Here is a 25,305-nt window from a genome sequence, read left to right as displayed (position 1 = left end):
CTTGCTCACAGGTACGCCGCGAAGTGCTCCTCCACCACGTTTGTCAGTTGCTCACCGTCGAGCGTGCCGTCGACCCGGATCACCCGTACGCCCAGCCGTTCGGCCTGCGCCGCCGCGTCCGCCGCCACCAGGTCGTCGCGCGCCCACCTGTTGCGCAATGCCCGGTCCGGGTCACTGACCCCGGCGGCGACCGTGCGCGCGCGTGGCAGGGCGGCGATCTGGCGGGCGCGGAACTCGGCGGTGGGCACCAGCACCACCAACTGCCCTATCGATCCGACGACCGCCGCCACGAGTTCGGGGCGCAGCCCCCATCCCTCGGCCACGACGCGGCGGCCGGTCACGAGCGCGCTCAGGTCGTCCAGCACCCAGGCGAAACGGCGGGGGAAACCCGCGAGAGTGTCGGCGGCCATCTGGGCCGGGTCGGTGTGGACCCAGGTGGTGTCCGGGTCGGGCCCGGTGGGCGGTGCGCCGCGTCGGACCCGCTCGGCGATCCGCCGGTCGTCGTGGCCGCGGGCGTCGTGTCGGTCGTAGAGGTACGCGGTCAGGCCGTGTCGCAGGGCCAGGTTCACGGCGACCGTGGACTTGCCGGCCCACTGTCCACCACCGATCCAGAGGGCGTGCCGCGCGGTGGCTGTCGCATCGAATTCCATGGCTCGACCCTGACCGTCGCGCCAGCCAAGATCAAGTCTTGTTCTCGCCCACCCCGGGTGATGAAGTAAGGGGAGACGCCTCGCCCGGTGGCGCTGTCCAGGATCGCGAAGAGCTGCCGACCCTCAGGCGTCGTACGCCTCGATGACGCGGGTGGTCGGGGCGGCGTCCCCGAGGTCGGCGCGCAGCGCGGCACGCTCCGGATCGACGAGGAACGACTCGTACCCGGTGCGGGCCGCGAACGTGATCACGTGCACCTCGCTCCGCCCGTCGCTGCCGCGCAGCCGCCGTTCCAGCCGGCCGTCGTGCCGGCCGAGCAGGGCCAACACGGTGTCCTCGTACCGTTGCCCGGCGGTTTCGGCCCCGGCGGCGTACTCGACGATCGCGACAAGCGTCAGCATGGTGGCCACGCTACCCATCGATGCCGACGGCCGTGGCGCTGGCTTCCCAGAGCCGGGACGCGAGCTGTGGGTCCGCCGCCTTGCGGTACGGCCGACGCGGCCGGCGGTTGTAGTAGTAGCCGCCGCCGGCGAGCCGGGCCGGATCCTGGTTCGCGAGCCAGATGAGCGTCTCGGCCCCCTTCTCCGGGCTGCGGAACGGCATGAACCGCATGCCGAAGGCGACCAGCCGACTGTCGTTGGCGAACCGGGTCCGCACCACTCCCGGATGGAAGCTGTACGCGGAGATGCCCGGCCAGCGCCGTGCCGCCTCGGCGGCGAACAGGATGTTCGCCTGCTTGCTGGTGCCGTACGCGCCCATCGGGTGATAGGCGCGCAGCGGCCTGTTGAGGTCGTCCGGATCGAGCGCGCCGAAGCGGTGCGCCCCCGAGGCGGTCACCACCGTCCGGCCCACCCGGTCGGCCAGCATGTTGGTGAGCAGGAACGGAGCCAGGTGGTTGGCCTGGATCGACAGCTCGAAGCCGTCGACGGTGGTGAGCGGTTGGAGCGCGATGGCCCCGGCGTTGTTGGCCAGCACGTCGATCCGGTCGTACGCGTCGCGCAGCCGCTCGGCCAGCCCGCGTACGTCGTCGAGGACCGCGAAGTCGGCCCGGAACAGCTCCGGGCGCTCGCCGGCTGTCTCCCGTACGCGCTCCGCCGCGGCCTGCAGCCGGGCCGGGTCCCGCCCGACGAGCACCACCTGGTCGCCCCGGCAGGCGAAGGCCACCGCGGCGGCCATCCCGATGCCGGAGCTGGCACCCGTCACCACCACCAGCCGACGCCCAGTGAGATCTTCCACAGGTCCATTCACCGCGGTCATGGCGCGAGGTTACCGTGGCGTCACCACGCCCTTTGGGATCGTTAAGTTTTCCTCGGATTCAGGTGGCGTCGGCGTGCCCGCCGGTCGCTGGAAGGAGCACATCCATGGCCGCAGTCGGTCGTCCCCGCCGGTCGTGCCTGGCCGTACCGGGTTCCAGCGTCAAGATGCTCGGCAAGGCGCAGGGGCTCCCCGCCGACCAGGTCTTCCTCGACCTGGAGGACGCGGTGGCCCCGCTGGCCAAGCCGGAGGCGCGCAAGAACATCGTGGCCGCCCTCAACGACGGCGACTGGGCCGGCAAGACCCGGGTGGTACGGGTCAACGACCTGACCACCCCGTGGACGTACCGGGACGTCATCGAGGTGGTCGAGGGCGCCGGCGCGAACCTCGACTGCATCATGCTGCCGAAGGTGCAGGACGCCGGCCAGGTGCAATGGCTGGACCTGACGCTCACCCAGATCGAGAAGACGCTCGGCCTCGAGGTCGGCCGGATCGGCATCGAGGCGCAGATCGAGAACGCGGCCGGTCTGGTCAACGTGGACGCCATCGCGGCCGCCTCGCCCCGGGTCGAGACCATCATCTTCGGCCCGGCCGACTTCATGGCGTCGATCAACATGAGGTCGCTGGTGGTCGGCGGCTTGATCCCGGACTACCCGGGCGACCCGTACCACTACATCCTGATGCGGATCCTGATGGCCGCGCGGATGCACGACAAGCAGGCGATCGACGGCCCGTTCCTGCAGATCCGCGACGTGGACGCGTTCCGCGAGGTGGCCAAGCGCTCGGCGGCGCTGGGCTTCGACGGCAAGTGGGTGCTGCACCCGGGCCAGATCGACGCCGCCAACGAGATCTACCAGCCGGCGCAGGCCGACTACGACCACGCCGAGTTGATCCTCGACGCGTACGAGCACTACACCTCGGAGGCCGGCGGCAAGCTGGGCGCGGTCATGCTGGGCGACGAGATGATCGACGAGGCGTCCCGCAAGATGGCGCTGGTGATCGCCGCCAAGGGCCGCGCCGCCGGCATGAGCCGTACCTCGTCGTTCACCCCGCCGGCCGAGTGAGCGGCCGGGCCGGGTCGACCGCCGCCGGCCGTCGACCCGGTCCAGCATTCGGCGGTACGCCCCAACGGCGCACCGCCTCAGTAGCTGCTGCTGCTGTCGCTGCCGTTCGCGACCGCGAAGATGATGACGGCGACGTAGGCGGCGATCCCCAGCACCATCAGGGCGGTGACGATCCAGCCGACGATGATGCCGGCCTTCGCCATCCCCTCGCCGTCCTCGCCGCTGGCCCGGATCTGCTTCTGTGCGACGTGCCCGAGGATCGCCCCGATCGGCGCGGTGACGCCGCAGGACGTGAGGCCGACCAGGGCCAGCACCAGCGACGCGATGGCCAGCCCGTTGGTCTTGCGCGGGGCCGGGTAGCCGTAACCGGGGTACTGCGGCGGGTAACCCGGCGGCGCGTAACCGGGCGCGGGGTAACCGGGCGGCGCGTAACCGGGCACCGGCGCACCGGGTGGCAGCTTCGCGCCCGCGTACGGGTCGACCGGCGCGTACGGGTCTGCCGGCGCGTACGGGTCCACGGGACCGGGCTGGGCCGGCACCGGCTGACCGGTCACCAGCGTGGGGTCCGGTGGCGTGCTCGACGGCTGAGCCGACCAGGTGGGGTCGTTCCAGTCGCCGGGAGGCGGGGGATTGGTCATGCGTGATCTCCGTCGGCTCGGGTGCGCCGCCAGCGTAGCCAGGAGTAACCAAACCCGACGCCCCCGCTCCCGGGTGCCGCGTTGCCCGGGCCGGTCGTAACGGGCAGGATCCCTGGCATGGCAACTGACGCGCGTGCCGCGGACCGTTCCGGCAGCCGACCGCGACGGGACGTGAGCCGTCCGGGTGTGGCCCGGCGCGGTCGGGCGGCCACGTCGACCGGCGCGACCGGCGCCGACGAGCCGGTCGCGCTGCCCGATCCGGTGACCATGCGGCTCGACGGCCGGGTCGCCCTGGTGACGGGGGCGGGCAGCCCGGACGGGATCGGGTACGCCACCGCGCGGCGCCTCGCCGACCTGGGAGCGCGGGTCGCCATCGTGTCGACCACCCGACGCATCCACGAGCGGGCCGGTGAGCTGGGCGTGACCGGGTTCGTCGCGGACCTGACCGACGAGTCCGAGGTGGGCGCGCTGGCCGACGCGGTGGCCGAACAGCTGGGCGACGTCGAGGTTCTGGTCAACAACGCCGGCCTGGCGAGCCGGACCAGTCAGGGAGTGCTGCGGCCGGTCGCGCAGCTGACCTACGACGAGTGGCGCGGCGAGATCGACCGCAACCTGTCCACCGCGTTCCTGTGCAGCCGGGCCTTCATCGGCGGAATGGCCGAGCGGGGCTGGGGACGGATCGTCAACCTGGCGGCCACCGCCGGCCCGGTCAACGCCCTGCCCACCGAAGCCGCGTACGCCGCCGCGAAGGCCGGTGTCGTCGGGCTGACCCGCGCGCTCGCCATGGAGATGATCGCCGACGGGGTGACCGTGAACGCGGTCGCGCCGGGCACCATCTACACGGCGGCGTCCACGATGGCCGAGATCAAGCAGGGTCTGGGCACCCCGGTCGGCCGACCGGGCACCCCGGACGAGGTCGCCGCCGCGATCAGCTTCCTCTGCTCGCCGGCCGCGTCGTACATCACCGGTCAGATGCTCGTGGTGGACGGCGGCAACAGCGTCCGCGAGGCCCGGTTCCGTTGATCAGTAGCCGCGGCTGTCGCCGGTGTTCCCGAGGATGACGAGCGCCAGCCAGCCGCAGCAGGCCAACAGGGTCAGCGCGGTGAACACGTACCCGAGGATCAGGCCCCAGGTGGCGAGCTGGTCGCCCTCCTCGCCGCTGGTGCGGATCTGCCGCTTGGCCAGGTGACCGAGGACGGCGCCGGCCGGGGGGAACACGAAGGCGAACACCAGCGACAGGATCGCCAGCACGTTGGTGCCCCGACCGGGGCCGCCGGGCGGTGGGCCGTACTGGCCGTAGGGGCCCTGCGGCGGGTACGGCGGCTGCTGACTCCAGTGCGCCGGCTGGTGCGGCCCCTGCCGCTCGTACGGCGACGGCTCGTCGGCGGGTGGCCCGTACGGCGAGCGCTCCGGCGGCCCGAAGGACGACTCGTCCGGCGGTGGCGCGTAGGGCGACTGGCCGGCCGGCGGTGGCGCGTACGGCGACTGGTCCCGGGGTGGCTCGTAGGGTGACGGCGGCGGCTCGTCTCCCGGCGGGCCCGACGGCGGCGGCGGGTAGCTCACGGCTGTCCTCCTCCTGTCGGGTGCCGGAAAAGTCCTTCTTGCCGGACGGTACCCGTAGCGGTGAACCTTTTCACAGCGGTTGTGTGGACTGGTCACCTTGGCCTGACGGGCCGGGAGGCCGATACTTACCGAGCGTTCAGTTACCCACGAGTAGTGCGCTGATCCCCGGAGGCCGAGATGGCTCGACTCGCCCAGACGCCCGGCCTCACCGACGTGCAGCAGTCGATCCTGGAGACCGTCCGGGAGTTCGCCGACAAGGAGATCATCCCGCACGCCCAGCGGCTCGAACACGCCGATGAGTACCCCACCGACATCCTCGACGGGATGCGCGAGATGGGGTTGTTCGGTCTCACCATCGACGAGGAGTACGGCGGGCTCGGCGAATCGCTGCTCACGTACGCCCTCGTGGTGGAGCAGCTCTCCCGGGGCTGGATGTCGATCTCCGGCATCGTCAACACCCACTTCATCGTTGCGTACCTGATCTCCCAGCACGGCTCCGCCGAGCAGAAGGCCCGCCTGCTGCCGAAGATGGCGACGGGCGAGGTGCGCGGCGCGTTCTCGATGTCAGAACCGGAGACCGGCTCCGACGTCTCGGCGATCAAGTCCAGGGCCGTCCGCGACGGCGACACCTATGTCCTCAACGGACAGAAGATGTGGCTGACCAACGGCGCGTACTCATCGGTGGTCGCCACCCTGGTCAAGACCGACACCGGCGCCGACTCGGTGTACGGCAACATGAGCACGTTCCTGCTGGAGAAGGAGCCGGGTTTCGGCGAGACCGCGCCCGGCCTCACCATCCCGGGCCGGATCGAGAAGATGGGCTACAAGGGCGTCGAGACCACCGAGATGGTGCTCGACGGCGTGACCGTGCCCGACTCCGCGATCCTCGGCGGGGCCGACCAGGTGGGCCGCGGCTTCTACCAGATGATGGACGGCATCGAGGTCGGCCGGGTCAACGTCGCCGCCCGCGCCTGCGGCATCTCCATCCGGGCCTTCGAACTCGCCGTCGGCTACGCCCAGCAGCGCAAGACGTTCGGCCAGCCACTCGCCAAGCACCAGGCCATCGCCTTCAAGCTCGCCGAGATGGGCACGAAGATCGAGGCCGCGCACGCCCTCATGGTCAACGCCGCCCGACTCAAGGACGCCGGGCAGCGCAACGACGTCGAGGCCGGAATGGCCAAGCTGCTCGCCTCCGAGTACTGCGCCGAGGTCGTCCAGGAGGCGTTCCGCATCCACGGCGGCTACGGCTACTCCAAGGAGTACGAGATCGAGCGACTGATGCGCGAGGCGCCGTTCCTGCTGATCGGCGAGGGCACCTCGGAGATCCAGAAGACCATCATCAGCCGAGGCCTCCTAAAGGAATACAAGCTCTAACCCCCACCCCTGAATGCCGCGATCTTGCAGTTACTGCGGTGACAAAGGGCGCATAACTGGGCAGAACGCCAACCGAAACTGCAAGATCGCGGGGGAAACGCGGGTCAGGTCAGGCGGGTCAGGTTTGCGGCGGCGCGTTCGATGACGAGGCAGCGGTCCTCGACGTACTCCATGCCGGCTTCCTCGGCAATCTCGCGCGCCTCGGCCGACACGATGCCCAGTTGCAGCCAGACCGCCGGCGCGCCGATCGCCGCCGCGTCCCGCACCACCTGCACGGCGTCCGCGGCCGGCCGGAACACGTCCACCAGGTCGACCGGGTGCGGGATGTCCGCCAGCGACGCGTACGCCCGCTCGCCGAAGAGTTCGTCGACGCTCGGGTTGACCGGGATGATGCGCCAGCCGTACCGCTGCATCTGCAACGGGACGCTGTGCGCGGCCTTCAACGGGTCGCGGGACGCGCCCACGACGGCGATCACGGCGGAGTCGGCGAGGATCTGCTGAGCGGTACGCACCCGCCGACTGTAGCTCCGTCGCCCGCCGCAGGCAGGCGAGGAACACCTGCGCCGAAGGGCCCGACTGGCCGTCCCCAGCAGCCAGTCGGGCCCGGCCGGCGCTTCGCGCGGAGCGAGGCAGACCGGTTACGACGTGGGTTGCCGAGCCCCGGAACCCAGGGCTCGGCAACCCACGGCGGTCAGTCGGTCGTCGGGCTGGGGACCTGGTCGGGGCGCTCGGGAAGGGTGAACGGGCCGCCCTTGGTGGCCTTGCTCCCGGCCTTGTCGTAGCCGGCGGGCGGCGTCAGGTCGAAGTGGCTGAGGTTCGCATCCGTGCGAGGTAGCCACTCGAAGGTGCTGACCTCTGACCTGTCGGTCACCTTTCCGCTCTTGTCGGCGACCGTCTTGTACGGCAGGAACGAGGTCGAGTCCACCCACAGTTCTGCGGTGTAGGCCGCCGTCCCCGCCGTCAACCGCAGGTGCACGGTGTCGCGCCCGTCCACCTTCTCCTGCCCCACGATCTCCAATTTGCCCCGGGCGAGCCAGGTCCGGATGCTCGCCGCGTCGTTCGGCACGAAGACCGTGCCGGTCGCCTTGTCCGGCGAGTCGACAAACTCGAAGTACGTCCGCTCGAGATGGCTGATCTGGGTGCCACGGTATTTCCCGTCGGCGACGATCGTCACCAGCGTGGAGTCCGGGCTGCCGTCGCCCTGGAAGATGTCGACCCGGCGGCGCCCGGTCTGCTTGTCCTCCCAGGAGTCGATCGAGCCACCCCGATAGGTGTCGTGCACCTTCACGACGTAGTCGTCCGCCTTGCCCAGCGCGGCCTGGGTCTGGTTGCTGACGTAGGTGACATCGCCCAGCTGCGACGGGTGGGACCCGTCCGTCGAGCTGGCGACGCCGCCCGTCTGCCCGGTCCGGTGGTCGGCCGTGCCCAGCACGACACCGCCGGTGGCGAGTCCGGCCAGAGCGAAGGCGGTGGCGGCCGCGATCGCCGGACGGCGCAGATACCAGCGCTTCGCGGCCGGTCGTCGGTACGCGGTCCCGTTGAGGATCGCGTGCCGCATCCGGTCGGTCGCGTCCGTTCCAGGGCCGGTCAGGTCCTCGCGAAAGGCGACGAGCAGCTCGACGCCCGCGTTGTCAGATTCCACGTTGTCGTTCATCCGTTTTCCTCATTCGCAGCGGCGGACGGTGCGTAGTGGGCGGGCATCGCAAGGCGCAGGCGTGCCTTGGCCCGGTGAAGGCGGGAGCGGACGGTGCCCGGTGCCAGGCCGAGCGCGGAGGCCAGCTCCGCATAGTCCAGGCCGGCCCAGATGTGCAGCAGAAGCAGGTCACGTTGGTCGTGTGGCATCGCGGCGAGAGCGCCGGCCAGTGCCCGCGTGGCGGCCTCGGCGTCGAGCCGTTCGTCGGCCCGGTCGGCGAAGTTGTGCTGGCCGGAACCACTGAGTGGATCTCTGCCCGACTTCTCCAGTGCCCGCAGCCACCGCACCTCGGCGCGGTGGTAGTTCCGGAGCAGGTTGTTCAGGATGCCGAACAGCCACGGACGTGCATTGGGCATCGATGTGTCGTAACGGTCCCGTCGCGAGAACGCGATCAGGAACGTCTCGGCGACCAGATCCTCGGCGAGCTGCCGCCCGACCCGGCGGGAGCTGAAGTTGTACAGCCAACCGCCGTACCGCTCGAAGAGCTCCCCGAACAGTTCTGGCGCTCCCGTTACCAACAGCGAGTCGGAGCGCTCGGTCACAGTCATGTCCCGATGGCCCCCTGGTTCGACGGTGCGTTCATGCCCTGTTCTTGTCTGGCACCGCCGCCAGGTTCCGTCTTCGCGGTCCCACACCGTCGCGAGCGTCCCCGCGTCCTGCCGGCAGGTCGTCAGCGCCACGTGTCAGGGCGCACGGGGGAGGGTATCGCCGCAGTTCCGGGGGCTTTCCACCCGGCGCGGAAGGTCAGAGCAGGGTCAGTTGCTCGACGGCGAGAGCGGGCGGCGGCTCGGGCAGGCGGCGGTTGTCGCCCACCTCGCCCCGGAGCAGCCCGTGGCGACGGGAGGCGATCCGCACCCGGGCGGTCAGCTCCCGCTGGTACGCCTGCGGGGCGTACGCGCCCGAGCGGTACAGCTCGCGGTAACGGGTGACGAGGTGCGGGTGCTCCCGAGCGAGCCACTGGGCATACCACTCGCGGGCGCCAGGCCGCAGGTGCAGCGCCAGCGGGGTCACGCTCGTCGCTCCGGCGGCGGCGATCGCCGAGACCGTGGCGTCGATCGACTCCTCGCCGTCGCTGAGGCCGGGCAGGATCGGCGCCATCAGCACCCCGACGGAGAAGCCGGCGTCGGTGAGCCGGCGGACCGCGTCGAGCCGTCGGCTCGGGTGCGGCGTGCCCGGCTCGACGCCACGCCAGAGCCCGTCGTCGACGAAGCCCACCGAGAAGGAGATGCCGACGCTCGTCACCTCGGCCGCCTGACGCAGCAGGGGCAGGTCGCGCAGGATCAGCGTGCCCTTGGTGAGGATCGAGAACGGGTTGGCGAAGTCCCGCAGGGCCGCGATGATCTGCGGCATCAGCCGGTAACGACCCTCGGCACGCTGGTAGCAGTCGACGTTGGTGCCCATCGCGACGTGCGCGCCCCGCCACTTCGGCGCGGCCAGCTCGCGCCGTACCAACTCACCGGCGTTGACCTTGACGATCACCTGCCGGTCGAAGTCCACACCCGCGTCGAAGTCGAGGTAAGTGTGAGTGTTTCTCGCGAAACAGTAAGCACAAGCATGACTGCATCCACGGTACGGATTGATGGTCCACTCGAAGGGGACGCGGGACTGGCCCGGCACCCGGTTGAGGATGGACTTGGCCTGCACCTCGTGGAACGTCATCCCGGCGAACTCGGGGGTGTCGAAGGTGCGGACGACGGCGCCGGGCAGCGCCAGCGGCAGGGGTGGCGTCGCTGGCGCTGCCCTCTCGGGGTCTCCCTCGACCGGGGGAGCGGTGAGGTTGTCCCAGCGCATGGGCATTATTCGAACACGTGTACGAGGTCTGCGCAAGTGACCCGCCGGACACCCGTGCGTGATCGTCGCTCGCACGGGGGAGGATGGACCCATGGAGAGGTCGACCTTCGTCTACGACGGTGACTGCGCGTTCTGCACGACCTGTGCGGAGTTCATCGAACGCCGGATCCCGACCGGCGCGCGGGTGGTGCCCTGGCAGTTCGCCGACCTGGACGCGCTCGGCCTCACCGTGGCCGAGTGCGAGGAGGCCGTGCAGTGGGTCGGCGCGGACGGCTCCCGCGCCGCCGGCCCGGACGCCATCGCGAAGCTGCTGGCCGACAGCGGTCTGGTGTGGCGGGTGGCCGGCGCGGGTCTGCGGTTCCCGCCGGTGCGAGCGCTGGCCTGGCCGGTGTACCGCTGGGTGGCCCGCAACCGCCACCGCCTGCCGGGCGGCACGGCGGCCTGCTCGCTCCCGCAGGAGGCGCGGGAACGCCTCTACGGCCCGAGCGGTCGCCCGACCGCCGGCGCCTGATCACCCACCCGGGCCCGATCATCGAGCCGGGCCGGATCGGGCGGCGCGGACGTCGGCTCGGCGTCCACCGGGCCGCGTCCGGCGAGCCGGCGTGCCCACACCAGCGGTCGCACCCGCTCCAGGGGCAGGAAGCTGGTCATCGCGGCCAGGTGCGGCGCGAACGAGATCGTGATGGTCGCGATGGTCACCACGTGGAACGAGTAGAAGAAGCCGACCATGGCCACTCGCCAGCGGGCCGGTAACAGGAACACCACGGGGCTGAGCAGCTCGAAGGCCACGATGCCGAACTGGGCGACGATCAGCAGGTACGGCACCTGGGCGATGAGGTCGGCCAGGTCGGTGCCGCGTCGGATGATGGCCCGGGCCAGCACCGAGCCGGTCAGCCAGTCCAGACCGCCGAAGCGCAGCTTGGCCCAGGCGGCCAGGAAGTACGTGCAGATGACCGCGATCTGGGTGACGCGCAGGGCCCAGCCGCCGGCCTCCGTGCGGGTGGTGTCGCCGTGGCGGGCCCGGCCGGCGGTGGGCAGCACGGCCAGCGCGACGAGCAGGCCGAACCGGTCGTGGTCGACTTTTCCGTAGCTCATCGCGATGATCATCCACTCGAGGTACAGCGCGCAGACCGTCCAGCCGAGCAGCCGGGGTGCCCGGCCGGTCGCGGCGAGCAGGGCGGCGAGCAGGAGCCCCCAGAAGATCACCGCGACGACCGTCGGCGTCGGGGTCGGCAGCGGGAGCAGGCGGCCGATCAACAGCGGCTGGTACAGCTCGCCGGGCACGCTGGCTCTGGTGCGTACCCATGGGGTGAAGACCACCAGGTCGGCGGCGACGAAGAGGTAGATCAGGGTCCGGAACGCGGCGATCCGTCCGCGGGGCACCGCCTCGGTCAGCCAGCGGGTCACCGGGAGACCTGCCAGCTGACGACGGTCTCGTCGGTGTGCTGCCCGGTGGGCCGGCCGGCGCGGATGCCGTGCCAACGGATGACGATGCGGACCTCGACCAGCGCGGAGGCGTCCGGGTGACGTTCGGCGTACGCGTCGGCGACCTCGGCGAGCAGCGCGGGGTCGTCGGCGTACCGGTCCTGCTGGCCCTCGATCTCGGCGCGGCGGATGCCGGTCGCGTCCTGGTCGAGCTCGACCACCGCGCCGGCGCTGTTGACGCCCTCCACCCGGGTGTCCGGGGCGGGGGCGTTCGGCGGGTTCGAGGTGGCGTACATCCGGAACGGGCCGAATGGGAAGTCGTCGTCGCTACCCCAGAACGTGCCCAACAGCAGCAGGACGAGACCGAGTGCGGTCACGCCCAACCGGGTCGTGCGCCCACGGGTGGTCAGGGTCTCCATCGGGTGGTGACGATACGGGATCTACCGGCCGTCTCGGGTCCCACCGACGGTCAGTTCCGCCTGCCCGGGTCGGTGATCATGGGCGGCTGTCGGGATATGACGAAAGGCCGGACCCGAACCGGGCCCGGCCTTCGCGTGCCGTCGCGGGGACGGCTCAGTGGTTGTGCTCGGCCAGCTGCTTGCGGACGTCGTCCATGTCCAGAGCCTCGACCTGCTCGATCAGGTTCTCCAGGGCGGACTCGGGAAGGGCGCCCGGCTGGGCGAAGACGATGACGCCGTCGCGGATCGCCATGATCGTCGGGATCGACCGGATGTCGAACTTCGCGCCCAACTCCTGCTGGGCCTCGGTGTCGACCTTGCCGAACACGATGTTCTGGTGCTTCTCCGAGGAGCGCTCGTAGACCGGGGCGAACCGCTTGCACGGACCACACCAGTCGGCCCAGAAGTCGACCAGGACGATGCCGTCGTTGCCGGTCACCTCGTCGAAGTTCGCCGAGGTCAGCTCAACGGTTGCCATTGCACTCTCCGATCACCGCGGGTTGTCTGCGTCCCGTAGAACCAGGGCTGACCGTATCGAATTCCCGGGCCGGTGCGCGCGAAACGTGCGCGGGGCTGCGCGGGGACCCTGACGAGCATCGAGCGTTGTGAGTTCATCTCGTCCTGCGGAACGCAAGTGCATGACGCACTTGCGTGACCTGCGGTAATGGGAGCGTTTCCAGGGAGATCCACCCGATCGAGCGCTACGAATCGGTAACTTGAGCCCTGACAAGGAGGTATCCGGCCTGCGGAGATCGCTGATCAACCTAGCCTTCGTCACCGAGAGTAGTGTTACGAAAAGATAAATGTGACCGCGATCTCTGTTGAAGTTACGGCACCGTAGGGCAGAATTCCTCACATCAGAGCGTGGGCGGCGGGTGCCGGGGAGGGCCCCGCCGCTCATTGCGTCTCCCCCCGGGCGAGTGACCGGTGTGACATTTCCGCCGAGGTCCCGCCCCGACCGTCGCCTTAACCAGCGGTAAGGCATGCTGTGCCGAACTCCATCGCCGCCCGTCGAAGGGGACCAGGATGCAGTTCGGCCGCTACTACGAGGAGTTCGAGGTCGGCGCGGTCTACCGGCACTGGCCGGGCAAGACCGTCACCGAGTACGACGACCACCTCTTCTGCCTGCTCACGATGAACCACCATCCGCTGCACCTGGACGCGCACTACGCCGAGACGTCCAGCCAGTTCAGGCGCAACGTCGTGGTCGGCAACTACATCTACTCCCTGCTGCTCGGCATGTCGGTGCCCGATGTCAGCGGCAAGGCCATCGCCAACCTGGAGGTGGAGTCGCTGCGCCACGTGGCGCCCACCTTCCACGGCGACACCATCTACGGCGAGACGACGGTGCTCGACAAGCGGGAGTCCGGCTCCAAGCCCGACCGGGGCGTGGTCTCGGTGGAGACCCGGGGCTACAACCAGGACGGCACCATGGTCTGCGTCTTCCGCCGCCGGGTCATGGTCCCCAAGAAGGAGTACGCGGCCAGCGCCGTGCCGGACGGGGTGGACCCGGAGCGGCCCAGCTTCCCCACGCCGCGCTGAACGCGCCCGCCGGGTCGCACGCCGGAGCAGGGCACCATCGGGCAACAGGTTCTGGCGGTGGCGGCCCTGGTCCCGTTTTCGGGGCTTATGCTGACGCCGGAGGTTCCGATGAGCCACTCCGTCGCCGGAGAGCCGCCCTCTGCCGGCCGCCGTGCCGCACCCTTGACCACCGCCGTCTACTCCGCCGCCGAATGGGATCTGCTCACCAGCCTGCCCGCTCGGGTCCTCGTGGCCGCCGCCGCGCCCGGCGCCGGCCGCCCGGAGCGCGGGGTGGAGGCGAGCCTGGCCGGTCTGGACGCGGTGGCCGCCGGCCGAGGGTTCGACAGCGATCTGGTCCGTGCCGTGGTCGCCGCGATCTACGCCCGGCACGACGGCGCGCCGGCGCCCGCCGAGCGGCTCACCGATCTGGTGGACCTGCTGGCCGCGTGTCGGGCGGCGGCCCGGGTGCTGCGTCGGCGTGCCGATCCGGCCGACTCGGCGGCGTACCGCCAGTGGGTGCAGTCGGTCGCGGCCCGCGTCTGCCGGGCGGTGCCCGGCCTCGACGGGCATCCGGCCAGCCCGGCGGACCGGCGCTTCCTGGACCGGCTCGGTGACGCGCTCGGCCTGGGCTGAGATCGCGGGGCGCCGGGGTGGCCGTACTCTCTGATGACCGTGACCGACGACCAGCTTGAGGTGGGTGTGGGCCCCTGGCCGGGGGACCTGCCCGAGGATCCGCGCTACGACCCGCAACTGCTGGCCGAGGGCGATCGGCGCAACGTCGTCGACCGCTACCGCTACTGGCGGCACGAGGCGATCGTCGCCGACCTGGACCGGCGGCGGCACGGCTTCCACGTCGCCATCGAGAACTGGCAGCACGACTTCAACATCGGCACGGTGGTCCGCAACGCCAACGCGTTCAACGCCGCCGAGGTGCACATCGTCGGTCGGCGTCGGTGGAACCGACGCGGGGCGATGGTGACCGATCGCTACCAGCACGTCCGTCACCACGAGACGATCGAGGCGTTCGTCGCCTGGGCGGCGGAACGGCGGCTACCGGTGCTCGGCATCGACAACCTGCCCGGTTCCCGGCCGATCGAGACCGCCGTCCTGCCGCGTGACTGCGTGCTGCTGTTCGGCCAGGAGGGCCCCGGCCTGTCCGCGCCCGCGCGGGCCGCCTGCGCCCAGCTCCACTCCATCGCCCAGTACGGCTCCACGAGGTCCATCAACGCGGGAGTGGCCAGCGGCATCGCCATGCACGCGTGGATCCGGACGCACGCCGGCCCTCCGCCGGACTGACCGTCGCCCCAACGGCGCGATCGGCGTTCCGGCTTGACGTGCCGGCGCTACGGGGTGACGGTGGGGATGTGAGTGTCGCGGTGAGTTGTCCGAGATGCGGGGGCCCGGTACGGGCGCCGGATCTGATGCACACCGAGTCGAGGTGCCTGCGCTGCGGACCCGTGCCGCCGCTGCACGTGCCCGAACACATCGGGGCGGAGATCGTCGCGAGCGTGGTGGAACGGATCACCGCGGCTCCCGGTCCACCCGGGACACCGCTGTGGTGCCCGTGGCCGCTGCCGCCCGGTTGGACCCTCACCGGCGTGGCGTACGCCGGGGACGACCGCACCGGCGTGCGGGCGACGGCGGTGGCCTGCGCGGGGCCCGCGCCGCTCGACGACGGCCCGGCGGATCTGGTCTTCGTGGCCGAGGAACCGGGCGTGGGCCTGGGTACGCGACTCGCCGGCCTGGCCGGCCCCGATCCCGGACCGGAGCTCGCCGACGCGCTGACCGACCCCGGCCCCGGGCACCCCGAGCACGTCGGGCAGGCCAGGATCAGGGTCGGCGGGCACCCGACTCCACTGTGGTTGGTGAATTCTCCGACGGATCGAAGCGCGTACGCCGGCGAGGCTCGGGGAATGTGGCTACATGCGATAGCCTGGCCGGCGAGTGCGGGTCATCTGCTCGCGGAGGATGTCGTGTTACACGACCTGACCGAGTGGACTCCGCCCGAACTCGTGTACGGCGCACCGTCCCCGTACCTGTCCGGGAGAGCTTGACATCTCTTCCGGGTTGACGGAGAACGGACGCAGATATTCACTGTACGACACCACACTGATACTCTGGGTGCCGCTGCGGTAATGGGACCCGGCGCCGCGCGAGAGGATGGCCCGCCATGGTCAAGAAGGTCCTCACCTGGGCCGGAATCGCATTCTTGATCTTCTTCGTCGCCTATCGGCCAAACTCTGCGGCTGATGTGTTCAAGTCGCTGGGCGGCGGGATCATGGACATCGCCCAGGGGTTCGGCGACTTCTTCACCAGCCTCGTCGCCTAGCCGCCGATGGGCAGCCCCTCCGGTCCACCCTTCGACCCGGACGACCCCGACCGGGACCGTCGCGAGCGCGACACCGAGCCGATTCCGCGGATCGGGCCCGATGACGGCCCGGGCTACGGCGCCGGTGCCGGCCTGTCCGACGGGCCATCCCTTTCGGACGACGTCGGCTACGGTGACGGGCCCGGCTATGCCGGCGAAGGGCGGTCCGGTCGGGCCTGGATCCGCGATCCGGACCAGCCGCCGCAGATCTCCGAGGATGAGTTGGCGGGGCTGCGCGCCGACGCCATGGGGTCAACGCCCCGACGGGTCCTCCCGTTGGAGGACGAGCCCAGCTCGCTGGTCGCCCGTTACCTCTTTCCCACCGAGCGTTACCGGGGCGAGTGGAAGCGGCACTGGATCCACCTCACCAACCCGCTCCTGATCGGCGTCGCGGCGACCTTCGTGCTCGGTTACCTCTCCGGCTTCCTCGCCGGGCGGAGCGTGGGCGCGTTGACGACCATCGCGGTGCTGCTCTGGTTCGCCGTCATGGGCTGGGTGGCGTGGAAGGTCGCCGACTGGTGGTATGACCGGTTCATCCTGACCAACAAGCGGGTCATGGTGGTCAACGGGATCGTCACCCGCAAGGTCGCCATGATGCCGCTGGTCCGGGTCACCGACATGAAGTACGAGCAGACCCCGACCGGTCGGGCGCTCAACTACGGCACCTTCGTGCTGGAGTCCGCGGGCCAGGAGCAGGCGCTGCGGGAGATCAAGAATCTGCCCAACCCGAACGAGCTCTACCTACGGGTCGTCGAAGAGATGTACGAGCCGCAGGCGGTCGAGGCGCGGTTGGGCAAGGAGGCCGACGAGGCCAAGGCCGACGACGGCGCGTGAAGGTTTTCGTCCGAACATCGGAGCAAGTGCGCACCTTTCGTCATGGACCGAAACGCCGCTGACGTGGCACTCTTCCAGAACGGTTTGGGTGCGGAGGTGTGTGGTGGCGAGCAGGGATCCCCTGGAGGAGGAGTTTCGCGAGTTCGTCGCGGCTCGCTCCGCCGCCCTGCTTCGTACCGCGTATCTGCTCGCCGGCGACTGGGCGACAGCCGAGGACCTGCTCCAGACGGCGCTGACGAAGACCTACCTCGCGTGGAAGCGGCTCGGCGGGATCGAGGCGGTCGAGCCCTACGCCCGGCGTGTGATGGTCAACACGTCGACGAGTTGGTGGCGGCGGCGCTGGCACGGTGAGCGCCCCACTGAGGTGCTGCCCGAGCGCCCCGGCCTCGACGAGATCGAGCGGCAGCTCGACCGCGACCTGCTCTGGCGGCACCTCAAGGAGTTGCCCAGCCGGCAGCGGGCGGTGCTCGTCCTGCGCTACTACGAGGACCTGTCGGAAGCGCAGACGGCGGCCCTGTTGGACATCTCGCCGGGGACGGTGAAAAGCCAGGCATCCAGGGCGCTGGCCACGTTGCGCCGCCGCATGGGCGCCGACGCGCCGGATCTGGGCGCCGAGCCGACCGGGACCGGCACCGCCTCGCGACGCGGCCGCGACGCGGCTGCCCCCCGCTCCCGAGAGGCTGCCCGACCCGGCGGGACTGCCGAGACGGTCCCGTCCGGTTCGGTCGGAGGGATGGCCGCAGCCCGCCCTGCGGCAACGCCGCGTCCCGGCGTCGGTCGGGCCGCGCCCGGGCCGGTCGCGCCGCGCCCGTCCGCGCCCCATCCGATCGCCCCGGCGCTCGACCTGCCCAGCGCTTCGGTGGCCGTGCCTGTTGGCACCGGCCCCGGAGAGCAGCAGTGAAGGTCTTTCCGCGGCTCCCCGACAACCTCACGGGCGGCCTGCGGCGTCCTAATCAGGTGCGACGTGACCAGCTCGAAGGTGCGGTGCGGGAGGCTCTCTCGCGCCAGGTCGCCGTCACCCGTCCACTGACCGCCGACCCGGCCGGTCAGGCCATCCGACGCGCCAACCGGATCCGACGGCGGCGTGCCGGAGTCGGTATCGCGCTCGGGGTGGTCACCACCGTGCTGATCGGCGCCGGCATGACACACCTCTCCGGCGGCTCCGACCAGCAGGGGCCGCCCATCGTCGTCATCGGTGACCCGGACCTGTCGGCCCAACCGCTCGCCACGGCCAGCGCCGCCCCGCCTCCGACCTCGTCGAAGGCGCACGCCGACGTACTCTTCGCCGGCGCCTTGATCGACGCCGACGGCAAGCGTCTGGCGCTGCCCGGCGTCGGCCCCGCCGAACTCGCGCACCGGCTGCCCAACGGCACGGGTCTGCTGGTGGTCGGAGCGCCCACCGCCGCCGGGCGCTCCCTCTGGGTCGCCCAGGACGACGGCCTGGTGCAGGTGCTGCTGGCCGGCGCTGGTCAGATCGTTCTCGCCCCCGACGGCACGCAGGTCGCCTGGCGGGACGGCGAGGACCTGCTCGTGGCGGGAGTCGTCGGCACCCAGCTCATCGGCACGGTGCGTATCGCGGTCCCGGACAGCGCGCAACCCGTCCGGTTCGTCGGCAGCAGCCTGCTGGTCCGACTCGATCCGACCCGGCCGGGTCACGTCCTGTGGCGGCCCGGCGCGGACAAGCTGACCGAGGTGCCCGAGCAGGACACCCTGAACGTCTACGGTTCGCTGCCGGACGGGCGGCTGGTCAGCCAGGTGTCGGCGAACTCGGCGGACGAAACGTGCCTGGCGATCGTCGATCCGAAGCGGGCCACGAAAGCGGCACGTACCGCCTGCGGCAGCCACTTGAGCCCGGACGGCGTCGGCGGGATGTCCGACGACGGACGGTGGCTCCTGATGAACGGGAAGGTCGGGTCGACCGACCGCTCCCTGCTGGTCGACCTGGAGCGGCTGGGTACGACGCTGGACGCCGTACCCGTCGGCCCGGCGGTGAGCGGCACGGTCGCCTGGACGAGCGACTCGGACGTCGCGTACGTCGACAGCTCCGGCTGGCTGGTCCGGGTGAACGTCAAGCGGGTCCGTGGCGGCGAACAGGCCGAGCCGATGCCCGTGGCCGGCCTCGAGCCCGGCGACCGGCCGGTCCTGGTCAGCGGCTCCTGACGCCGCCGGGGGTCGGCCGGCTTGCCGGGCCGGGCGCCGGGGATCGCCGCCACCTACGCGAGTCTGCTTCGGGTCCGCTCGGTAGCGTCGGGGGGTGACCTCGCGTACCGGCTCCGCGCCCCGGATCGACCTGCACGCCCACTCGACCGCCAGCGACGGCACGCTGACGCCGGCCGACCTGGTGCGTGCCGGCGCGGACGCCGGTCTGGACGTGCTGGCCATCACCGACCACGACACCACGGCGGGATGGGCGCCGGCCGTACGGGCGTTGCCGCCCGGCCTGCTCCTGATCCGGGGCGCCGAGCTGTCCTGCCGCTGGGAGGGCGCGGATCCGGCGATCCCGCTGCACCTGCTGGCCTACCTGTTCGACCCGGAACACCCGGAGCTGGTAGCCGAGCTGGCTCGGGTGCGGGCCGCCCGCGAGGAGCGCGGTGAGCGGATCGTGGCGCTGCTGCGCGCCGACGGCATCGACGTGAGTTGGCCGGAGGTTCTCGCCGGCGCGGCCGGCGGGACGGTCGGTCGCCCGCACATCGCGCAGGCGCTGATCCGCGCCGGCCTGGTCGCCGACACCCGCGCGGCGTTCGGCCCGGACTGGCTGGGTGAGCGGTACCGGCTGCCGAAGGAGGACATCGACGTCTTCCGGGCGGTCCGGCTGGTCCGGGCCGCCGGGGGCGTACCGGTGTTCGCCCATCCCCGGGCCACCCGACGTGGCCGGGTGGTGCCCGACGAGCTGATCGCCGAGCTGGCCGCCGCCGGGCTGGCCGGGCTGGAGGCCGACCACGAGGACCACAGCCCGGCCGAACGGGCGCACGTCCGGGCGCTCGCCGCCGAGCTGGACCTTCTGGTCACCGGCTCCTCCGACTTCCACGGCACCCACAAGACCGTCCGGCTCGGCGCGTTCACCACCGGGGTCGAGGCGTACGAGCGAATCGTCGCCGCCGGGGTGACCGAGGTCGCTTCGGCCTGATCCGCGTATTTCGCCCACCGTGGCGCGGCTAGGTTGCTCACGTGGATCTGAAGCTGTTCGGCGAGGTTTTCGTGACCCTGCTGGTGATCACCGACCCCCCGGGCATGATGCCGATCTTCCTGGCGCTGACCGGGCCGCTGCCCGCGCGCGACCGTAACCGGGCGGCGTGGCAGGCCGTCGCGCTCGCTCTCGGTGTGATCGTGATCTTCGCGGTGGCCGGGCAGACGTTGCTCGACTACCTGCACGTGGACCTGCCCGCGTTGCAGGCCGCCGGTGGGCTGCTGCTCGTCCTGGTCGCCCTGGAGCTGCTGACCGGCAAGGCCGACGATCCCAGCCAGCAGGTCACCTCGAACATCGCGCTGGTGCCGCTGGGTACCCCGCTGCTGGCCGGACCGGGCGCCATCGTGGCGACCATGCTCTTCGTCCAGCAGGCCGACGGGTTCGGCGACTACACCGCGATCGCCGCGGCGATCCTCGCCGTCATGGTCGCCGTGTGGATCGTGCTGCGCTTCTCCGGCGGCATCGTCAAGATTCTGCGCCCCGGCGGCATCGAGGTACTGACCCGGATCGCCGGCCTGCTCCTTGCCGCGATCGCCGTCCAGCTCATCGCCGACGCGGTGGCCGCCTTCGTCACGCACTACGTGAACATGACCTGACCGGGACAGTCCGGATGTCGGGGGTTGATGGCAGGATCGCAGGCGTGCGACGAGCCTCTTCATCCGGACGATCCGCCGCTGGCGGTCGGACCCCTCAGCAGCGTCCCGGCGGCGCGGAGCAGCTCGGTTTCGAGGGGATGCCGGAGCGTCTGTTCGTCTGCACCCCGAGCAAACTCGGGACGTACGCCGACTGCCCCCGCCGCTACCGCTACTCCTACGTCGACCGTCCCACGCCGCAGAAGGGCCCGCCCTGGGCCCACAACTCGCTCGGCGCCAGCGTGCACACCGCCCTGAAGAACTGGTACGCGTTGCCCGCCGACCGGCGCCGCCCCGAGGCGTTGGCCACCCTGCTCAAGGGCACCTGGGTCCGTGAGGGCTACCGCGACGACGAGCAGGAGCGGGCCGCCTACCGGCGGGCGCTGAGCTGGCTGGAGGCGTACGTCGAGACGTTGGAGCCGGAGGCCGACCCGCTCGGTGTCGAGCGGGTGGTGGCGGTCAAGACCGCCGTCCTGGCCTTCAACGGCCGCACCGACCGCATCGACTCCCGGCCCGGTCCGGAGGGTCCGGAGCTGGTGATCGTCGACTACAAGACGGGCCGCACCGGGCTGGACGCCGACGACGCCCGGGGCTCGCAGGCGCTGGCTCTCTACGCGTACGCGGCCGAGCGGGTGTTCCGCCGGCCGTGCCGCCGGGTCGAGCTGCACCACCTGCCGACCGGCACGGTCGCCGGTCACGACCACACCGTCGAGTCGCTGGCCCGCCAGTTGTCCCGCGCGGAGGACACGGCCCGCGACATCATGGCCGCCGAGCGGGTCGTCGCCGACGGCGGTGACGCCGACGAGGCGTTCCCGGTCGCGCCCGGGCCGCGCTGCGGCTGGTGCGACTACCGGCGGCACTGTCCCACCGGGGCGCAGACCCCGGGCAAGGAGCCGTGGGCGGCGGTGGAACGAACCGTCGAGGGCTGATCGCGTCCGTCGGCCAACTCGACGCGGCGCGCGTGCGGTCAGCCGGCCAACGCCGTTCGATCGGCCGCGCGTTGCTTCGCGGCCTGAATCAACGGCCCCTCCAGGTAGCGACGGGGCACCGCGCCGAGCGCCAGTCGCAGCGCGCGAACGCTGAGATCCGCCGACAACTCGGTGGTGGGCAGCCCCAACCCGCCGTACATCCGCCGGGCCCACGGGGGAAGCAGCGCGAGCGCGGTTCCGGCGATCCCGAGGTACGCCCACCGTGGCGGACCGAGGTTGAGGCCCAGCCGGGCCGGCAGACCGAGCTTCCACGGCAGCGGTGGGGCGGTGAGGAACAGCGCCGTCTCGGCGGCTTCCCGGGTCATCCGCAGCTCCGGCCGAACGGCACGGTAGTAGTCCTGGACCTCGGCGGCGGTGCCCGGCACCGTGGCCGGGTCCAGCCCGACGAGGGCGGCCGACCGACGTTGCTCGGTGTAGTAGCCGTCCACCTCGTCATCGGTGAGCGGCAGACCGGCCCGGCGGGCGGTGCTGAGGAACGACTCGACCTCGGTGACGTGCACCCAGCGCAGCAGGGCCGGATCGTCGATCCGGAACTCCTCGCCGGTGGCGGGGTCGGTGGCCCGCAGTCGGGCGTGCAGTCGACGCAGCCGCGCGCCGGCCTGCTCCGCGTCGAGGGTCGTGCCGTAGACGGTGGTCTCCACGTAGGTGGCGGTGCGGACCAGCCTTCCCCACGCGTCCGTGCGGTAGTTGCTGTTCTGCGCGACGCCGGCCATGGCGCGCGGGTGCAACGCCTGGAGGTAGAGCGAGCGCAGGCCGGCGACGATCAGGATCGGCTCCTCGTGCACCTTCCACGTGACCGAACCCGGACCGAAGAGGCCGAGGTCATCGGAGTCCACCGACCAAGCGTGCCACGGCCGGCGCGTCGGTGCCGGCCAGCGCGGCCGGCCGGGGTTCCGGCGACGGGGAGCAAGTCAGCCGTCGGCGGCGCGGCGCGACTGACAGCTCGGGCAGAGACCCCAGAAGGTCACCTCCGCCTCGTCCACCTCGAAGCCGTGTGCGACGCCGGGATCCAGGCAGGGTGCGCTGCCCACCGCGCAGTCGATGTCGGCGATCTCGCCGCAGCCCCGGCAGACCACGTGGTGGTGGTTGTCGCCGACGCGTGCCTCGTACCGGGCGGGGCTGCCGGCCGGCTCGATCCGGCGGGACAACCCGGCCCTGCTCAGCGCCCCCAGCACGTCGTAGACCGCCTGGGTGGAGACGGAGTCGAGCCGTTCCCGGACCCGCCGGGTGATCTCGTCGACCTCCAGGTGGCCACCGTCGGCGAGGACATCCAGCACCGCCAGGCGCGGTCGGGTGACGCGCAGCCCCCGCGATCGCAGCAGTTCCTCACCTCTGGACACGCGCCAATGACAGCACGCGCGACCAGCGACGACAACAGTCGGCCGAGGGCGGTGGTCACGAACACAGCTCGTAGAGATCGATCCCGGCACTGAACCTCATCAGCGTCGTGCGCGTGTCTTTCGGGGGAGAGCCCGGGGACGACCGGCGGTTCGTACGTACGCTGGCGATCCCGGGACCGTGATCCGCCTGGAGGTGTCGATGTTCGAGAAGATCCTGGGTCTACCGACACACGTCTTCGTCGTGCACGCGATGGTGGTCTTCGTCCCCCTGCTGGCGGTGCTGGCCATCGCGTACGTGGGGCTGCCGCGCTGGCGGCACCGACTGGACTGGGCGCTGGGCATCCTCGCCCTGGTGACGCCGGTGACCGCCTTCGTGGCCGTCGAGTCCGGTGAGGCGTTCACCGACGCCCTGGTCGCCCGGGGCTACCAGGGGCAGATCCTCGACCAGATCTTCGAGCACTCGCGCTACGGCGACATCCTCTTCCGGATCGTGGTGCCGCTGGGGATCGTGGCCATCGCGCTGCTCGTGGCGACCAGCGGACACCCCCGGGTGCCACGGCTGCCGGCCCTGGTGACGCCGGTGCTCGCGGTGGCCGCCGTCGCGCTGTCGCTCGCTGCCCTGGTCTACGTCGCTCTGACCGGCCACTCCGGTGCCGAGGCCGTCTGGGGCACCACTCTCTGACGCCGCCGGCCGGTCGGGGGCGGCCGGTGGCGCGTTGGTCAGAAGAGGATCCGCGAGCAGAGCAGGCAGACGAGGGCCACCAACACCACGGCGGCAGCGGCCCCGAAACCGTAGGTGACCCGCTGCGACCGCTGCTCCGCCACGTCCAGGGCGGCCGTGTCCTGAGGTGGCAGGCGTCGCGGCGGCGCCGGCTCCAGGTGTACGGGGGGACGCCAGCCCGCCGGCGGCGGCACGCTCGGGGGTGGCCCCGCATACGCGTCGGTGCTTGGTGTGGCGGGCGGCGGTTGGTCCGCCGGGGGACCGTCGCCGGTCCCGGGCCGACGCCAGTAGTCGTCCGGGGTGCTGCCACCGCTGGGGGTCGTCACGCCGTCCGAGGCTACCAACGGAGCCGGCGGCCTGCGCTAGTGTTGCCGCTCGTGAGCACCGAGGACCCCGGCGCCGCGGTCGCGCGCGGCGATGACGACCGCACCGTCGACCTGAGCGACGACTTCGTGGTGCTGCCCGAGCAGACCTCGGACGACACCGACCACGGCTGGGGCGAGCGCAGCGGAGGCAACGACGACTGGCTCCTCGCCCAACGCCCTCCGCACTGGGACTGAACCCCGGACGGGATGGACCGCGCCCGGGGTTCAGTGGCGCATCGCCGACGTGGCGGCCTGCGGCCGAGCGGAATCAGGACGCCGAGCTTGCCGCCGCCTTGCCGCCGCCCGACCCACCGGACGACGAGGACGACCCGGACGACGAGGACCCGGACGACGACGAGGACGTTGAGGACGTCGACGACGACGAGCCGGAGTCCCCACCCGAGGACGAGGACGACTCGGACTTGGCCGGCTTGGTCGCGCCGCCGGCCGACGTCTCCGAGCCGGACGCGCGGGAGTCGGTGCGGTAGAAGCCCGAGCCCTTGAAGACGACGCCGACGGAGTTGAAGACCTTGCGCAGCCGCCCCTGACACGCCGGGCACTCGGTCAGCGGCTCGTCAGAGAAGGACTGCACCGCCTCGAGCTGGTGACCGCACGCGGTGCAGGCGTACTGGTACGTAGGCACGTTCTCCTCCGGTATCTGGACTCGGCCAGTTGGCACTCGACGTATTCGAGTGCCAATGGTGCGTCATTCGGGCCGGATTCGTCCAGCGGACGTGTGGGGCGCGACACCCTGCGCCGTGCCCGGGCCGTCATCAAGCGTACGCATTCCGCCGGTGGGGGTGACCACCGCGCGGACCGGACGGTCGTGCGGCTCGGTGGGCAGCGCCTCGACCAGCTCACCGTCGTGCAACGGGACCACGGTCAGGCTCGCCGTGGGCACCCGTGCCAGCGCCCGGTCGTAGGAGCCTCCGCCGCGGCCCAGCCGCCGGCCGTGGTGGTCGACGGCGAGCGCCGGCACGACCACCAGTTCCGCGCCGGAGACGGCGGCCACGCCGAGTCGGGGGCCGACCGGCTCCCGGATGCCCCGGCCGGCGGCGGCCAGCGCGTGCGGACCGGTGTACACCGCCCAGTCCAGGTCGAGATCCGCGCGGAGCACCGGAAGCAGCAACTCGCCCTCGGCCGGTAACGCCCCGCGCAACACCTCCGCGAGGTGGGCCCCGCCCGGCTCGGAGCCGACCGGCACGTACGCCGTCATCCGGCCCGGGCGCAGCCGGCGCACCAGGGCGACCAGCTCGGCCTGGACGCGCCGGGCGGCTGCGGCCCGCGCCACGTCGTCCAGGGTCCGACGGTGGGCGAGCAGCCGCACCCGGGTGTCCCGCTTCGTCACACGGGTCACTTCCGCTTCATCAGAAAAATCTGACACGCAACACTCCTGACGCAACGCCACTCCCACGGTTGCTCTGTGTCAGCATCGCAAGC

Annotated in this window: 34 protein-coding genes and 1 pseudogene; 18 read left to right on the top strand and 17 right to left on the bottom strand. The window is 71.4% G+C overall.

Going from position 1 to position 25,305, the window contains the following annotated elements; all coding sequences use genetic code 11:
- Positions 1 to 5: 5 nt before the first annotated feature.
- From ABZ272_RS07385 to ABZ272_RS07375, 3 genes are all read right to left on the bottom strand, one after another.
- Positions 6 to 650, bottom strand: coding sequence for a hypothetical protein (locus ABZ272_RS07385; RefSeq protein ID WP_355049019.1), 645 nt, complete (start codon positions 648 to 650; stop codon positions 6 to 8).
- A gap of 123 nt (positions 651 to 773) precedes the next feature.
- A complete protein-coding gene (locus tag ABZ272_RS07380; protein ID WP_355049018.1) occupies positions 774 to 1,049 on the bottom strand; it encodes a hypothetical protein in 276 nt (91 codons plus the stop codon).
- A gap of 10 nt (positions 1,050 to 1,059) precedes the next feature.
- Positions 1,060 to 1,884 carry an SDR family NAD(P)-dependent oxidoreductase gene (locus ABZ272_RS07375; RefSeq protein WP_355049321.1) on the bottom strand — a complete coding sequence of 275 codons (825 nt, stop codon included), beginning with the start codon at positions 1,882 to 1,884 and terminating at the stop codon, positions 1,060 to 1,062.
- 125 nt (positions 1,885 to 2,009) lie between these two features.
- Between ABZ272_RS07375 and ABZ272_RS07370 the strand changes: the two genes are divergently transcribed.
- Positions 2,010 to 2,966 carry a CoA ester lyase gene (locus ABZ272_RS07370; protein WP_355049017.1) on the top strand — a complete coding sequence of 319 codons (957 nt, stop codon included), beginning with the start codon at positions 2,010 to 2,012 and terminating at the stop codon, positions 2,964 to 2,966.
- A 77-nt stretch (positions 2,967 to 3,043) separates the two neighbouring features.
- On the opposite strand, the gene ABZ272_RS07365 is transcribed toward ABZ272_RS07370, so the two are convergent.
- Complete coding sequence (locus ABZ272_RS07365; protein ID WP_355049016.1) at positions 3,044 to 3,604, bottom strand: DUF4190 domain-containing protein; 561 nt, start codon at positions 3,602 to 3,604, stop codon at positions 3,044 to 3,046.
- Positions 3,605 to 3,721: 117 nt separating this feature from the next.
- Here ABZ272_RS07365 and ABZ272_RS07360 point away from each other — a divergent pair, with 117 nt between their 5' ends.
- Positions 3,722 to 4,627, top strand: coding sequence for an SDR family NAD(P)-dependent oxidoreductase (locus tag ABZ272_RS07360; protein WP_355049015.1), 906 nt, complete (start codon positions 3,722 to 3,724; stop codon positions 4,625 to 4,627).
- Here ABZ272_RS07360 and ABZ272_RS07355 read toward each other — a convergent pair whose 3' ends face one another.
- Positions 4,628 to 5,167 (bottom strand): DUF4190 domain-containing protein, encoded by a 540-nt coding sequence (locus ABZ272_RS07355; RefSeq protein ID WP_355049014.1) that lies wholly within the window; start codon positions 5,165 to 5,167, stop codon positions 4,628 to 4,630. It abuts the gene before it with no gap.
- 177 nt (positions 5,168 to 5,344) lie between these two features.
- Here ABZ272_RS07355 and ABZ272_RS07350 point away from each other — a divergent pair, with 177 nt between their 5' ends.
- Positions 5,345 to 6,541 carry an acyl-CoA dehydrogenase family protein gene (locus ABZ272_RS07350; protein WP_355049013.1) on the top strand — a complete coding sequence of 399 codons (1,197 nt, stop codon included), beginning with the start codon at positions 5,345 to 5,347 and terminating at the stop codon, positions 6,539 to 6,541.
- Between the two features lie 104 nt (positions 6,542 to 6,645).
- Here ABZ272_RS07350 and ABZ272_RS07345 read toward each other — a convergent pair whose 3' ends face one another.
- The 4 genes from ABZ272_RS07345 to ABZ272_RS07330 form a co-directional block, all read right to left on the bottom strand.
- A complete protein-coding gene (locus tag ABZ272_RS07345) occupies positions 6,646 to 7,053 on the bottom strand; it encodes a CoA-binding protein (RefSeq protein WP_355049012.1) in 408 nt (135 codons plus the stop codon).
- A gap of 179 nt (positions 7,054 to 7,232) precedes the next feature.
- Positions 7,233 to 8,195 (bottom strand): DUF2092 domain-containing protein, encoded by a 963-nt coding sequence (locus ABZ272_RS07340; RefSeq protein ID WP_355049011.1) that lies wholly within the window; start codon positions 8,193 to 8,195, stop codon positions 7,233 to 7,235.
- Complete coding sequence (locus ABZ272_RS07335; protein WP_355049010.1) at positions 8,192 to 8,782, bottom strand: sigma-70 family RNA polymerase sigma factor; 591 nt, start codon at positions 8,780 to 8,782, stop codon at positions 8,192 to 8,194. The genes ABZ272_RS07340 and ABZ272_RS07335 overlap by 4 nt, the downstream gene beginning before the upstream one ends.
- A 196-nt stretch (positions 8,783 to 8,978) precedes the next feature.
- Entirely contained in the window at positions 8,979 to 10,025 is a 1,047-nt protein-coding gene (locus ABZ272_RS07330; protein WP_355049009.1) for an Rv2578c family radical SAM protein, read from the bottom strand.
- Between the two features lie 91 nt (positions 10,026 to 10,116).
- On the opposite strand from ABZ272_RS07330, the gene ABZ272_RS07325 reads away from it, so the two are divergent.
- Positions 10,117 to 10,536 carry a DUF393 domain-containing protein gene (locus tag ABZ272_RS07325; protein WP_355049008.1) on the top strand — a complete coding sequence of 140 codons (420 nt, stop codon included), beginning with the start codon at positions 10,117 to 10,119 and terminating at the stop codon, positions 10,534 to 10,536.
- Here the strand turns inward: ABZ272_RS07325 and ABZ272_RS07320 are convergent.
- From ABZ272_RS07320 to trxA, 3 genes are all read right to left on the bottom strand, one after another.
- Positions 10,500 to 11,432: an HTTM domain-containing protein gene (locus ABZ272_RS07320; protein ID WP_355049007.1), complete on the bottom strand. Its 933-nt coding sequence runs from the start codon at positions 11,430 to 11,432 to the stop codon at positions 10,500 to 10,502. The genes ABZ272_RS07325 and ABZ272_RS07320 overlap by 37 nt on opposite strands.
- Positions 11,429 to 11,869, bottom strand: coding sequence for a hypothetical protein (locus ABZ272_RS07315; RefSeq protein WP_355049006.1), 441 nt, complete (start codon positions 11,867 to 11,869; stop codon positions 11,429 to 11,431). Before ABZ272_RS07315 ends, ABZ272_RS07320 begins: the two co-directional genes overlap by 4 nt.
- A 154-nt stretch (positions 11,870 to 12,023) precedes the next feature.
- Positions 12,024 to 12,386 carry a thioredoxin gene (gene trxA / locus ABZ272_RS07310; RefSeq protein ID WP_030329190.1) on the bottom strand — a complete coding sequence of 121 codons (363 nt, stop codon included), beginning with the start codon at positions 12,384 to 12,386 and terminating at the stop codon, positions 12,024 to 12,026.
- Positions 12,387 to 12,934: 548 nt separating this feature from the next.
- On the opposite strand from trxA, the gene ABZ272_RS07305 reads away from it, so the two are divergent.
- The 11 genes from ABZ272_RS07305 (at position 12,935) to ABZ272_RS07255 (ending at position 21,379) form a co-directional block, all read left to right on the top strand.
- Positions 12,935 to 13,450: a MaoC family dehydratase gene (locus tag ABZ272_RS07305; RefSeq protein WP_355049005.1), complete on the top strand. Its 516-nt coding sequence runs from the start codon at positions 12,935 to 12,937 to the stop codon at positions 13,448 to 13,450.
- Positions 13,451 to 13,537: 87 nt separating this feature from the next.
- Complete coding sequence (locus tag ABZ272_RS07300) at positions 13,538 to 14,062, top strand: hypothetical protein (protein WP_355049004.1); 525 nt, start codon at positions 13,538 to 13,540, stop codon at positions 14,060 to 14,062.
- Positions 14,063 to 14,101: 39 nt separating this feature from the next.
- On the top strand, positions 14,102 to 14,725 hold the full coding sequence (locus ABZ272_RS07295) for an RNA methyltransferase (protein WP_355049320.1): 624 nt from the start codon (positions 14,102 to 14,104) through the stop codon (positions 14,723 to 14,725).
- A gap of 38 nt (positions 14,726 to 14,763) precedes the next feature.
- Positions 14,764 to 15,483 (top strand): DUF6758 family protein, encoded by a 720-nt coding sequence (locus ABZ272_RS07290; RefSeq protein ID WP_355049319.1) that lies wholly within the window; start codon positions 14,764 to 14,766, stop codon positions 15,481 to 15,483.
- Between the two features lie 116 nt (positions 15,484 to 15,599).
- Positions 15,600 to 15,758: a hypothetical protein gene (locus ABZ272_RS07285; RefSeq protein WP_007455302.1), complete on the top strand. Its 159-nt coding sequence runs from the start codon at positions 15,600 to 15,602 to the stop codon at positions 15,756 to 15,758.
- Positions 15,759 to 15,764: 6 nt separating this feature from the next.
- On the top strand, positions 15,765 to 16,631 hold the full coding sequence (locus ABZ272_RS07280; protein WP_355049003.1) for a PH domain-containing protein: 867 nt from the start codon (positions 15,765 to 15,767) through the stop codon (positions 16,629 to 16,631).
- Positions 16,632 to 16,734: 103 nt separating this feature from the next.
- Positions 16,735 to 17,532, top strand: coding sequence for a SigE family RNA polymerase sigma factor (locus ABZ272_RS07275; protein WP_355049002.1), 798 nt, complete (start codon positions 16,735 to 16,737; stop codon positions 17,530 to 17,532).
- Positions 17,529 to 18,791, top strand: a complete 1,263-nt coding sequence (locus ABZ272_RS07270) for a hypothetical protein (protein WP_355049001.1) — start codon at positions 17,529 to 17,531, stop codon at positions 18,789 to 18,791. The genes ABZ272_RS07275 and ABZ272_RS07270 overlap by 4 nt, the downstream gene beginning before the upstream one ends.
- Before the next feature lie 94 nt (positions 18,792 to 18,885).
- A complete protein-coding gene (locus tag ABZ272_RS07265) occupies positions 18,886 to 19,758 on the top strand; it encodes a PHP domain-containing protein (RefSeq protein ID WP_355049000.1) in 873 nt (290 codons plus the stop codon).
- 41 nt (positions 19,759 to 19,799) lie between these two features.
- A complete protein-coding gene (locus ABZ272_RS07260; RefSeq protein ID WP_355048999.1) occupies positions 19,800 to 20,414 on the top strand; it encodes a MarC family protein in 615 nt (204 codons plus the stop codon).
- A gap of 137 nt (positions 20,415 to 20,551) precedes the next feature.
- The gene (locus ABZ272_RS07255) at positions 20,552 to 21,379 is read left to right on the top strand and encodes a PD-(D/E)XK nuclease family protein (RefSeq protein WP_355048998.1); all 828 of its coding nucleotides are present in this window, start codon (positions 20,552 to 20,554) and stop codon (positions 21,377 to 21,379) included.
- A gap of 38 nt (positions 21,380 to 21,417) precedes the next feature.
- Here the strand turns inward: ABZ272_RS07255 and ABZ272_RS07250 are convergent, their stop codons facing one another.
- Complete coding sequence (locus ABZ272_RS07250) at positions 21,418 to 22,275, bottom strand: oxygenase MpaB family protein (RefSeq protein ID WP_355048997.1); 858 nt, start codon at positions 22,273 to 22,275, stop codon at positions 21,418 to 21,420.
- A gap of 75 nt (positions 22,276 to 22,350) precedes the next feature.
- On the bottom strand, positions 22,351 to 22,779 hold the full coding sequence (locus ABZ272_RS07245) for a Fur family transcriptional regulator (protein ID WP_355048996.1): 429 nt from the start codon (positions 22,777 to 22,779) through the stop codon (positions 22,351 to 22,353).
- Between the two features lie 199 nt (positions 22,780 to 22,978).
- Here ABZ272_RS07245 and ABZ272_RS07240 point away from each other — a divergent pair, with 199 nt between their 5' ends.
- Positions 22,979 to 23,461 carry a DUF2231 domain-containing protein gene (locus tag ABZ272_RS07240; RefSeq protein ID WP_355048995.1) on the top strand — a complete coding sequence of 161 codons (483 nt, stop codon included), beginning with the start codon at positions 22,979 to 22,981 and terminating at the stop codon, positions 23,459 to 23,461.
- Positions 23,462 to 23,499: 38 nt separating this feature from the next.
- Here ABZ272_RS07240 and ABZ272_RS07235 read toward each other — a convergent pair whose 3' ends face one another.
- The gene (locus ABZ272_RS07235; RefSeq protein WP_355048994.1) at positions 23,500 to 23,826 is read right to left on the bottom strand and encodes a hypothetical protein; all 327 of its coding nucleotides are present in this window, start codon (positions 23,824 to 23,826) and stop codon (positions 23,500 to 23,502) included.
- 51 nt (positions 23,827 to 23,877) lie between these two features.
- On the opposite strand from ABZ272_RS07235, the gene ABZ272_RS07230 reads away from it, so the two are divergent.
- Together ABZ272_RS07230 and ABZ272_RS07225 are read left to right on the top strand one after the other, a co-directional pair.
- A complete protein-coding gene (locus ABZ272_RS07230; protein ID WP_355048993.1) occupies positions 23,878 to 24,060 on the top strand; it encodes a hypothetical protein in 183 nt (60 codons plus the stop codon).
- Between the two features lie 98 nt (positions 24,061 to 24,158).
- Positions 24,159 to 24,353 carry a hypothetical protein gene (locus tag ABZ272_RS07225; RefSeq protein WP_355049336.1) on the top strand — a complete coding sequence of 65 codons (195 nt, stop codon included), beginning with the start codon at positions 24,159 to 24,161 and terminating at the stop codon, positions 24,351 to 24,353.
- Positions 24,354 to 24,367: 14 nt separating this feature from the next.
- Here the strand turns inward: ABZ272_RS07225 and ABZ272_RS07220 are convergent.
- Positions 24,368 to 24,508, bottom strand: a pseudogene (locus ABZ272_RS07220) (FmdB family zinc ribbon protein); the annotation flags it as partial.
- A 63-nt stretch (positions 24,509 to 24,571) separates the two neighbouring features.
- The gene (locus ABZ272_RS07215; protein ID WP_355048992.1) at positions 24,572 to 25,249 is read right to left on the bottom strand and encodes a 5-formyltetrahydrofolate cyclo-ligase; all 678 of its coding nucleotides are present in this window, start codon (positions 25,247 to 25,249) and stop codon (positions 24,572 to 24,574) included.
- Between the last annotated feature and the right edge of the window lie 56 nt (positions 25,250 to 25,305).

This window comes from Micromonospora sp. NPDC005979, from assembly GCF_040614415.1.
Lineage (GTDB): Bacteria > Actinomycetota > Actinomycetes > Mycobacteriales > Micromonosporaceae > Micromonospora.
The sequence above is the reverse complement of the archived record's forward strand: the minus strand, read 5'-3'. Positions and strand labels throughout refer to the sequence as shown.

Bases quoted from the DNA above. Each gene is read 5' to 3' on its own strand.
- ABZ272_RS07280 (WP_355049003.1), top strand. From the start codon at position 15,765: ATGGGCAGCCCCTCCGGTCCACCCTTCGACCCGGACGACCCCGACCGG.
- ABZ272_RS07240 (WP_355048995.1), top strand. From the start codon at position 22,979: ATGTTCGAGAAGATCCTGGGTCTACCGACACACGTCTTCGTCGTGCAC.
- ABZ272_RS07255 (WP_355048998.1), top strand. From the start codon at position 20,552: ATGCCGGAGCGTCTGTTCGTCTGCACCCCGAGCAAACTCGGGACGTAC.
- ABZ272_RS07305 (WP_355049005.1), top strand. From the start codon at position 12,935: ATGCAGTTCGGCCGCTACTACGAGGAGTTCGAGGTCGGCGCGGTCTAC.
- ABZ272_RS07330 (WP_355049009.1), bottom strand. From the start codon at position 10,025: ATGCGCTGGGACAACCTCACCGCTCCCCCGGTCGAGGGAGACCCCGAG.
- ABZ272_RS07285 (WP_007455302.1), top strand. From the start codon at position 15,600: ATGGTCAAGAAGGTCCTCACCTGGGCCGGAATCGCATTCTTGATCTTC.
- trxA (WP_030329190.1), bottom strand. From the start codon at position 12,386: ATGGCAACCGTTGAGCTGACCTCGGCGAACTTCGACGAGGTGACCGGC.
- ABZ272_RS07325 (WP_355049008.1), top strand. From the start codon at position 10,117: ATGGAGAGGTCGACCTTCGTCTACGACGGTGACTGCGCGTTCTGCACG.
- ABZ272_RS07370 (WP_355049017.1), top strand. From the start codon at position 2,010: ATGGCCGCAGTCGGTCGTCCCCGCCGGTCGTGCCTGGCCGTACCGGGT.
- ABZ272_RS07380 (WP_355049018.1), bottom strand. From the start codon at position 1,049: ATGCTGACGCTTGTCGCGATCGTCGAGTACGCCGCCGGGGCCGAAACC.
- ABZ272_RS07300 (WP_355049004.1), top strand. From the start codon at position 13,538: ATGCTGACGCCGGAGGTTCCGATGAGCCACTCCGTCGCCGGAGAGCCG.
- ABZ272_RS07340 (WP_355049011.1), bottom strand. From the start codon at position 8,195: ATGAACGACAACGTGGAATCTGACAACGCGGGCGTCGAGCTGCTCGTC.
- ABZ272_RS07360 (WP_355049015.1), top strand. From the start codon at position 3,722: ATGGCAACTGACGCGCGTGCCGCGGACCGTTCCGGCAGCCGACCGCGA.
- ABZ272_RS07315 (WP_355049006.1), bottom strand. From the start codon at position 11,869: ATGGAGACCCTGACCACCCGTGGGCGCACGACCCGGTTGGGCGTGACC.
- ABZ272_RS07385 (WP_355049019.1), bottom strand. From the start codon at position 650: ATGGAATTCGATGCGACAGCCACCGCGCGGCACGCCCTCTGGATCGGT.
- ABZ272_RS07350 (WP_355049013.1), top strand. From the start codon at position 5,345: ATGGCTCGACTCGCCCAGACGCCCGGCCTCACCGACGTGCAGCAGTCG.
- ABZ272_RS07335 (WP_355049010.1), bottom strand. From the start codon at position 8,782: ATGACTGTGACCGAGCGCTCCGACTCGCTGTTGGTAACGGGAGCGCCA.
- ABZ272_RS07365 (WP_355049016.1), bottom strand. From the start codon at position 3,604: ATGACCAATCCCCCGCCTCCCGGCGACTGGAACGACCCCACCTGGTCG.